We start from the raw sequence: 8,815 nt of genomic DNA, 5'->3' as shown, positions 1-8,815 counted from the left end.
GAACGAGAGCAAGGCCAACTTCCTTTACGACCCGGTCGGGCGCTTGCTGCAAGAGCAAGGCTTCGATGGCTTGGTGACGCGTTACCAGTACGATCCTGATACGGGCCGTCTGGCCAGCACCCAGGTTGGCCAGCGCCGCATCGACATCACCTTCGACCCGGTGGGCCGGCTCGCTTCTCGCGTGGCCAGCCTGGGTGACCAGCGCCAGGAAGAAACCTTCGCTTACGACGGTAACGGCAAGCTGATCCAGGCGATCAACGCGGCCAGCAAGCTGCAGTGGTTCCATGACGAGGCGGGCAACCTGACCCGCGAGCACCAGTACTACCTCGGTACCGAGGTGCCGATGGTTGCGGTGTGGCAGCACGAGTACGACGTGCTCAACAACCGTGTCGCGACCGTTCGCCCGGATGGGCACAAGGTCAGCGTGCTTACCTACGGCAGCGGCCATGTGCTGGGCATGACCCTCGATCAGCATGAGTTGCTCGCCTACGAGCGCGATGACCTGCACCGTGAAGTTGTGCGTCATCAGGGCAACCAGCTGATGCAGGTTCAGAGCTGGGACCCGGCAGGGCGTCTGCAGGAACAGTTGCTGGGCAGTCATGATGGTAAGGCCACCTTGCTCAAGCGCCAGTACCAATACGATGCCGTGGGCCAGCTGACCGATATCCACGACACCCGCCGTGGCCACCTGGCCTATCAGTACGATCCCGTTGGCCGCTTGCTGCAAGCCACCAGCCGCCTTGGCGTGGAGACCTTTGCTTTTGACCCGGCTGGCAACCTGCTGGACGACAAGACCCAGGAACTCAACCGTCCGCTGGAAAGCGATCCGCGCCGTAACAAGCTGATGGATAACCTGCTGCGTGAATACACCGGGACCCATTACCAGTACGACGAACGCGGCAACCTGATCCATCGCCTGCACAATGGCGACAAGGCCCACCTGGCCTGGGACCTGTTCGACCGCCTGACGCGTTATGACGATGGCAAGCTCAGTGTGGTGTACAGCTACGACGCCTTGGGTCGTCGTTTGCACAAACACTCCACCGCGCACCATCAGGATGATCCGCGTGCGGGCAGTGGTTGGAACCAGATGCAGCGGGCCAAGCACCAGCGCGAACTGGGTTGCGGTTACACCTTGTACGGCTGGGATGGCGACAACCTCGCCTGGGAAAGCTCGCCGCCGCAGGACGAAGGTGAGACCGGGCGCACCGTACATTACCTGTACGAGCCGGGCAGTTTCGTGCCGGTTGCCCAGGCGCTGCGCAAGAGCCCGATTCGCTTGCTACGGCAGCCAGATTGGAATGACCGGGAGTACGATTTCGATCAGGACCCGCTGTGGCAGCACGAGGTCAAACCGCAGCCATTCGATGCGATTGCCTGGTACCAGTGCGACCACCTTGGCACGCCGATGGAACTCACCGACCACAATGGTGAGGTGGCGTGGACGGCGCAGTACAAGGCATGGGGTGAGGTCAAGGAGGCTCGCTCGGAGTGGGCGAAGCAAGTCGGCCTGAGCAACCCGATTCGCTTCCAGGGCCAATACCACGACCATGAGACCGGGCTGCATTACAACCGCTATCGGTACTATGATCCGAGGATCGGGCGATTTATCAGCCAGGATCCGATCAGCTACGCGGGTGGGTTGAACCTCTTTGCCTACACCCCCAACCCCATTTACTGGTATGACTCCCTGGGCCTTGAGCCCACCCCATTGCACAAGCCGGGGTACTCGGTCTATGGCCTGTATAACCCAGGCCAGGAGGAGCCATTCTATGTGGGGCATACGGTTCAGGACCCCGACGATCGAGAGCAGCAGCACAGGCAGAACCAACGGCTTGGCAAAGGAGAGTTGAGGGTTATCGAGAGTGACTTGACATACACCCAGGCAAAGGGGAAGGAGCAGTTTTACGTCGAGAAGTATGAGACCAAAACGGGGTTCCCCGGGAATGTCATCCAGCCAATCGATAAGTCCAGGACTGACGAGCGCGGGCTCTCGCATATCGCGGAGTATGAAAAGGCCAAGCAGGGAGCCCTTCAGTGTGGGCATTAAGGATGCATAGATGAAGAGAGTGAATAAAAGTATCGCCCCTGGGGACCTGTTCTGTATTCCCGCGCTGTGCAAGGAAGGGGAGGGTTTTGTGGTAGCCCGATTCATTGATGTGGTTTCGGGTAATGCCGGGTATTTGATCGAGGTCTTCAAGAAGTTCTACAAGGAACTGCCGGGCTGTTTGGAAGAGGTCGATGTCAGTGAGCGTCTATTCCGGCCTGTGCTCTGCTCGTTTAATTTCGCCGACATTCCTCGGTGGCGGGTCTTGTTTCAGGATGATGCATACGAGAAGGCACAGTCTTCCTTCGCGGACATCGTTCTGGAGTTCGTACCGTATCTCTGGGTCGGTGGAGAGAAACGCCCCAAGGGCAGTGTGGCGCAGGGGAAAGGGCTTGAGCGCTCGGTATGTTGGCGGACGCTGCATTTGATATTCAGGGTGAACGCGCATCTGGCGGGCATCTTCAAGCAGGACGAACCCTACGATTACCATCATTTGCCGGCTGACATGCGAGTTGATGACGATGCCGCTATTCAGGCTGTGATCGAGCTTGCGGCATCGGTGGAAAAAGCGCTGGCCATGAAGGAAGCTGCCTGGAAGAAGATGGTCAAGGCATGAGCAGCCGCCTGCCCGCCACCTCCGCCGTGACGAAAAAGCCGCTTTCAGTGTTGCGAAAGCGGCTTTTCACGTTGATCAAAGAGGGCTAGCTCACCATCGCCAACCGCTTGATCTGCTCGGCCAGGTCCTTTTCGGCAATCGTTATCTCAACCAGCACCGGCCGGCCCACCACCATCAGCAACTGCGGCAGCAGTTGCTCCAGCTGGTCCACCGTCTCCACCCGATACCCCAGCGCACCATACCCTGCGGCCAACGCGGTGTAATCCAGCGTGGGCAGGGTATCGAACGGCGCGAACTCACCGCACGGGGTAAACGCATCGGGATCGACGAACGCCTGCTCGATCGCATACACCTGGTTGCTCATCACGAACACCACGGCATTGACCTGGTTGCGCGCCAGCGCCGCCAATGACTGGCTGACCATCATGAACCCGCCGTCGCCGGCCACCACCACCGGGCGACGGCCGCTGCCCAGCGCCACGCCCAGGGCGCAGCCGGTCTCGTGGCCGAGCGAGCCCCAGATGGCGTCGGAAATGAAGCTGCCGCGGGGCATGCCGTTGATGTTGCTGGCCACGTACAGCGACGAGCTTTCCCCCAGGATCAGCGTGCTGGTCTGCCACAGGCGGTGTTCCTGGGCGAAGTTCACCAGGCTGTCGAAGAAGCTCGCGTAGCTCAGCGCGCAGGGTACCGCACCGCTGCCCAGCAGCGGGCGCGCAGCGGCGAGGGCCATGCCCTGGCGGGGGAACTGGGTGTCCACCTTCAGGGCCTTGAGCAGGCCGTCGACGTAGTCGGGCAGGCGTACGTTGGGGTAGTTGTCGTCGCCGGCGCGGGCCAGTTCGCAGTTCACCTGGACGATCTGGCCGTAGCGCGCATTCAGCAGGTCGAGGTAGTCATCGGTGAAGATCACACCGATCGCCAGGATGCAGTCGCAGGCGTCCACCCGCGCCGAGGTTTCCGGGCGCGAGGCGGGGCCGGCATAGGTGCCGATGAAGGGCGCCTGGCTTTCGTCGAGCACGGTCTTGGCGTCGAGGGTGGTGGAGAAGGGCAGGCCGCAACTGTCGATCAGGCGTTGCACGGCATCCTGCAGGCCGTAGCGGATCACCTCCACGCCCAGCAGCACCAGGGGCTGGCGCGCCGTGGCCAGGCGCTGGACGGTGGCGTCGACCAGCTCCTGCAGGGCCTGTGGGTTGGACGGGCGCGGGGCAGGGGTCAACTGGCCGTGGGGGCGGCTGACTTCTTTGCCCCAGATGTCTTTGTAGGCCTCCAGGTAGATGGGCTGGCGGTGGGTGAGGGCGGCGATCAGGGCGTTGTCGATCTGCCAGGGGGCGCGGTGCGGGTCGGACAGGATCTCGCAGGCCACGGTCACCTGTTCCAGCACATTGCGGTCGGCTTCGAAGTCGCCGGTGGAGTGGTGAAACAGCACGTTCTGGCTATTGGCCTTGAGGCGGTCTTCGGTCGAGGGGCTGGCGGAAATCACCACCACCGGGTTGCGTTCCACAAACGCGCCGGCGATGGCGTTCACCGCGCTGAAGGTGCCCACCCCATATTGCAGCGACACGGCACCCAGGCCATGCACCCGGGCGTAGCCATCGGCGCTGTAGGCGGCGCCCATCTCGTAGATCTCGCCCACGGCGTCGATGCCTTCGAAGGCATCCAGCGCGCTCATGAAGTTCGAGCAATAGTCCCCCGGCACCTGGAACACCTTGTCCAGGCCCAGTTGCTTGAGCCGGGTGAGCAGGTAGTCGGCCACGGTGAACTTAGTCATGGCTTGATCCCCGCACAGATGTTCTGGGTGATGCCGTCGAGTACTTGCGCAGGATCCACGGGCATGGGCGGCTTGCTGTAGTCGATCTCCTCCGGTGCCGGGGTCGGCAGCAGTTGGTAGCTGGCCGGCAGCCAGCTTGGGCGCGGCAGCTCGAAGAATTCCTGCAAGGCAGACTCGGCGGTGGTCAGCGCGCCCTCGACCCAGCCCTGGCCGTAGGAGTAGGCCTCACCGACGATGAACACCTGCTGGTCTTTCACCGGATGGCGCATCTTCTGGATGATCAGGTCAACGCGGTAGTTGGCCTTCCATTCGTGCCAGCCACCGCCGTACGGGTCGGCGTCCCAGGCATGGTAGACGGCCGAGTATGGCGCCGGCAGCTCGACCTGGGCGTGCAGCTGGGTGACCTGGCGCTGGGCGATGCGCACCATCTCGTCACTGATCTGGAACTGCGTGCGCGGCACCACCGCGTCGTTGCTGATGCGCCCTTCGAGGCTGCGCGGGGTGTAGCCGACGAACTCGGGGCCGTCTTCCAGGCCTTTCCAGAACGGCACGGTGCCGATGTCGTTGTAGGAGGCCATCAGCAGCGAGTTGAAGGTTTGTTCGCCGCCCGGCTGGTCGCACTCGGTGCCCATGTAGTAGCACTGGCGGATCGGCAGGTCGGTAACCGAGCGCCCGGCGACCAGGCCGAGGTTGCGCCACCAGGGCTGCTCGTAGGCCAGGAACAGCTTGAACGCCGACTGCACCAGCACTGACTTCAGGTTGTCCTTGAGCCACGGGTCGTCGAACAACGGCGAGTCGATCAGTTCCAGCGAGCGGCGCGGCAGGGCGAGGATCACCTGGCGGGCCTCTACCACGTCTTCGTCTTCGAGGTCGTGGGTCTTGCCGTTGATGGTCTCGGTGTGGCGCAGGTGCAGGCGGTAGGGGTATTCGCTGTTGCCGCTGTAGCGCAAGGCGGCCAGGCGGCGGTTCATCTGGATGCGCTGGTCGCCTGGCATCATCCCGCCGGCGTGCTCGACGAAGCGCTGGGCCAGGGTCAGCGGCAGGCTCTGGAAACCGTCCTTGAGCGTGCGGAACGTGGTGGCGTCGCTGTACTCGGTGGCGGGCAGTTGAGTCACGGCGCTGGCGTTGGCGACGTTGGCGTCGTAGCCGCCGGCGTCCTTCATGAACTGGTAGCCTTCGTTGCTCAGCACGCGGTAGAGCAAGTCCCAGAAACCGTAGCGCCAGATCGGCTTGCCGAACACCTGCACTTGCATCTGCTCGGCCAGGCTCAGCTTGTCGAAGCCCGGGTAGATACTGTTCATCACGTTGACCTGGAGGTCTTCGGGATTGTAGCCGCGTTCGGTCCAGCCCAGGTCGTAGGGGATCTTGTGCGGCGCCTCGACGAAGTCACGGAAGCGGAAGCGTTGGCCGCGCAAGTAGAACAGGTTGTCCTTGGCGCCGATGTGGTCCTGTTCGTTGCCCATGGGGAAGTCTTTGCTCGGCAGGCCCAGGTGCTGTACCAGGGTATCGACCATCACATGGCCGTCGGCCCCGGGCATGTAGCGCATGCCGCCTACCTCGGCGACCACGTTGGGCAAGCCGGGCAGGTTGATGCTGAACAGGCGACCGCCAATGCGATCACCGTATTCGAAGAGCTGGATGCGTTGCTGGGTGCCGTGGGCCTGTTGCAGGCGCCAGGCGCTGTAGGTACCGGAGACACCGCCGCCGATGATGGCGACGTCCAGAGGGTGGTTGTGGCTCATCGCAAATTCCCTTTTGTTGTGTGTGGGCAAGGAAATCCATGTGACGAGCCAGTATTGTCGAGGTTTGCCGGAATGCCAGTTTGCTATCACCGATTATTGGAGCGGGCCATATCCCATTGATTTGGCAAAACCTCCGTAGGAGCGGCTTTAGCCGCGATCACCCGCGAAGCGGGTGCCAGGTACCGCGTAGTCTGCATCGCGGCTGAAGCCGCTCCTACAGAGGGCGCTGTGCCTTGCGTGACAGCGCCGCCAGCCCGACCGTCAGCGCCACTGCCAACCCCATGGCCAGGCTGATGGTCACGGCCACCCCCAGCCGCTCGAGCAACCCCGCCATCGCCAGGTAGAACGCAATCACCCCCACCGCGCCGATGGCATTGCCCCGCACCATCGCCGCCATCCCGGCCCGTCCGCCCTGCATATGGGCGAACACCACCAGCGGCCAGGCGATCACCGGGATCGGCGCGAGCATCCCGCTGGTCGCCGGGCCCAGCCAACTGGCCAGGCTGGTGGTGATCATCAGCAGCGAGGTGGCGGACACCATGCGCAGGGGGATCTCCCAATACCGGTGTCGGGGGCGTGCGAGCGTATCGGGTGTGGGCTCGCGGCCACTGGCGCGGATCAGCACGGCGATCAACAGCAACGCCACCGCAATCGACAGGTACAGGCTGCCCCAGTGGGTGAAGGCGTAGGCCGCCAGGCCATAGAACAGGATGGCCAATGCCACCGCCGGGGCAATGCCGAGCTTGCGCGTGGCGAACAGGTAGAACGCGTAGGTGGCCTGCACGGCGGCCAAACCGCCCAGTGCGCCAGGCACCGCGCCCAGGGCGAAGCCCGTGCCTTGCTCCAGGCACAGGAAGGTCATCACCAGGGCCGAGGTGATCGGCAGCCCGGACAGCAACCCACCCAGCAGGCCACCCCAGCGCCGCGAGGCAAGGGAGATGGCCCACATCAGCAGCGGGGTGACGATGAGTTTCAGGTAGAAGAGGGTCATTGCGCAGGGTTCCGGTTCTGCAAGGTGCGCGCCCGCCGTCGGCATTGGGTGGGGCGCGGGTGACTCAACCGCGGCTGGCCTCCAGCGCCTGCGCGAGGTCGGCGATGATGTCGTCGCTGTGCTCGATACCGATCGACAGCCGCACCATGTCCCGTGGCACGCCGGCCTTTTCCAGCTCTTCGTCGTTGAGCTGGCGGTGGGTGGTGGAGGCGGGGTGGCAGGCCAGCGACTTGGCGTCGCCGATGTTCACCAGGCGCACCACCAACTGCAGCGCATCGATGAAGCGCGCCCCGGCCGCCTGGCCACCCTTGATGCCGAACGACAGGATCGACGCCGGCTTGCCGCCGGTGTAGCGCCGGGCCAGCTCATGCTCGGGGTGGTCGGGCAGGCCGGCGTACTTCACCCAGGCCACCTGGTCGTGTTGCTGCAAGTAGCGGGCGACCTTGAGCGCGTTCTCGGTATGGCGCTCCATGCGCAGGGCCAGCGTCTCCAGGCCTTGCAGGATCAGGAAGGCATTGAACGGCGACAGCGCGGCGCCGGTGTTGCGCAGCGGCACCACGCGGCAGCGGCCGATGAAGGCGGCGGGGCCGAAGGCTTCGGTGTAGGTGACGCCGTGGTAGGACGGGTCGGGGGTGTTGAGCAGGGCGAAACGTGCCTTGTTGTCGGCCCAGGGGAACTTGCCCGAGTCGATGACGATGCCGCCGATGCTGGTGCCATGGCCGCCGATGTACTTGGTCAGCGAGTGCACGACGATATCGGCGCCGTGCTCGAACGGGCGGCAGAGGATCGGCGTGGCGACGGTGTTGTCGACGATCAGCGGCACGCCATGGCGGTGGGCGGCATCGGCCAGGGCCTGGATATCGACGATGTTGCCGGCGGGGTTGCCGATGGATTCGCAGAACACCGCCTTGGTGCGTGCGTCGATCAGCGCCTCGAGGGCGGCGATGTTGTCGTGGGCGGCGAAGCGGGTGGTGATGCCCATGCGCGGCAGGGTGTGGGCCAGCAGGTTGTAGGTGCCGCCGTACAGCTTGGCCACCGAGACGATGTTGTCGCCGGCCTCGGCGACGGTCTGCAGGGCGTAGGTGATGGCGGCCATGCCGGAAGCCACGGCCAGCGCGCCGACCCCGCCTTCGAGGGCGGCCATGCGCTGTTCGAGCACGTCGTTGGTGGGGTTCATGATGCGCGAGTAGATGTTGCCGGCCACCTTCAGGTCGAACAGGTCGGCGCCGTGCTGGGTGTCGTCGAAGGCGAACGAGGTGGTCTGGTAGATGGGCACGGCCACGGCCCGGGTGGTCGGGTCGGGGCTGAAGCCCGCGTGGATGGCGAGAGTTTCCAGCTTCATGCGGTCGTTCCTTGCGCGTGGGTGGAAGCGGCTGAGCATGGGGCGGGAGGTGCAAGGCGGTCAAGCGCGTGGGGTGGCACGTCGCGGCGCGGTTGTCTGTCGTACTTGGTAACTTCTCGATGGCGTAATTTCGGACGCGTCCGACATACAACACGGTTTTACGTTTTTACAGTGCGAACTTTTTACAGGGAGTTCGCAGCATGGCTTATCACGGCTATATGACCATCACAGGCGCGCTTCAGGGCCTGATTTCGGCGGGGTGTTCCACTCAGGATTCCATCGGCAACAAATGCCAGGCGGGCCATCGGGACC

At 63.8% G+C, this 8,815-nt stretch carries 6 protein-coding genes and 1 pseudogene; 3 read left to right on the top strand and 4 right to left on the bottom strand.

Translation table 11 applies throughout. The annotated features are described in order from the left end of the window. The coding region (locus tag P5705_RS25290) for an RHS repeat-associated core domain-containing protein (protein WP_277463600.1) at positions 1-2,050 on the top strand (2,050 nt) is incomplete at its 5' end. A gap of 10 nt (positions 2,051-2,060) precedes the next feature. Then, complete coding sequence (locus P5705_RS25285) at positions 2,061-2,663, top strand: hypothetical protein (protein WP_277463599.1); 603 nt, start codon at positions 2,061-2,063, stop codon at positions 2,661-2,663. Between the two features lie 85 nt (positions 2,664-2,748). Here P5705_RS25285 and P5705_RS25280 read toward each other — a convergent pair whose 3' ends face one another. The 4 genes from P5705_RS25280 to P5705_RS25265 form a co-directional block, all read right to left on the bottom strand. After that, a complete protein-coding gene (locus P5705_RS25280; protein ID WP_277463598.1) occupies positions 2,749-4,428 on the bottom strand; it encodes an alpha-keto acid decarboxylase family protein in 1,680 nt (559 codons plus the stop codon). After that, on the bottom strand, positions 4,425-6,170 hold the full coding sequence (locus P5705_RS25275) for a flavin monoamine oxidase family protein (RefSeq protein ID WP_277463596.1): 1,746 nt from the start codon (positions 6,168-6,170) through the stop codon (positions 4,425-4,427). The genes P5705_RS25280 and P5705_RS25275 overlap by 4 nt, the downstream gene beginning before the upstream one ends. A 214-nt stretch (positions 6,171-6,384) precedes the next feature. Beyond that, positions 6,385-7,161 carry a hypothetical protein gene (locus tag P5705_RS25270; RefSeq protein WP_277463595.1) on the bottom strand — a complete coding sequence of 259 codons (777 nt, stop codon included), beginning with the start codon at positions 7,159-7,161 and terminating at the stop codon, positions 6,385-6,387. A 64-nt stretch (positions 7,162-7,225) separates the two neighbouring features. Beyond that, positions 7,226-8,503 carry a bifunctional O-acetylhomoserine aminocarboxypropyltransferase/cysteine synthase gene (locus tag P5705_RS25265; RefSeq protein ID WP_277463594.1) on the bottom strand — a complete coding sequence of 426 codons (1,278 nt, stop codon included), beginning with the start codon at positions 8,501-8,503 and terminating at the stop codon, positions 7,226-7,228. A 200-nt stretch (positions 8,504-8,703) separates the two neighbouring features. Here P5705_RS25265 and P5705_RS25260 point away from each other — a divergent pair. Beyond that, positions 8,704-8,815, top strand: a pseudogene (locus P5705_RS25260) (type VI secretion system tube protein Hcp); the annotation flags it as partial.

Origin of the sequence: Pseudomonas entomophila (assembly GCF_029478665.1) — a bacterium.
GTDB classification, from domain to species: Bacteria; Pseudomonadota; Gammaproteobacteria; order Pseudomonadales; family Pseudomonadaceae; genus Aquipseudomonas; species Aquipseudomonas entomophila_F.
Note: the sequence above shows the minus strand (reverse complement) of the source record. Positions and strands in the feature narration are given on the sequence as shown.

Bases quoted from the DNA above. Each gene is read 5' to 3' on its own strand.
- P5705_RS25280 (WP_277463598.1), bottom strand. From the start codon at position 4,428: ATGACTAAGTTCACCGTGGCCGACTACCTGCTCACCCGGCTCAAGCAA.
- P5705_RS25285 (WP_277463599.1), top strand. From the start codon at position 2,061: ATGAAGAGAGTGAATAAAAGTATCGCCCCTGGGGACCTGTTCTGTATT.
- P5705_RS25265 (WP_277463594.1), bottom strand. From the start codon at position 8,503: ATGAAGCTGGAAACTCTCGCCATCCACGCGGGCTTCAGCCCCGACCCG.
- P5705_RS25275 (WP_277463596.1), bottom strand. From the start codon at position 6,170: ATGAGCCACAACCACCCTCTGGACGTCGCCATCATCGGCGGCGGTGTC.
- P5705_RS25270 (WP_277463595.1), bottom strand. From the start codon at position 7,161: ATGACCCTCTTCTACCTGAAACTCATCGTCACCCCGCTGCTGATGTGG.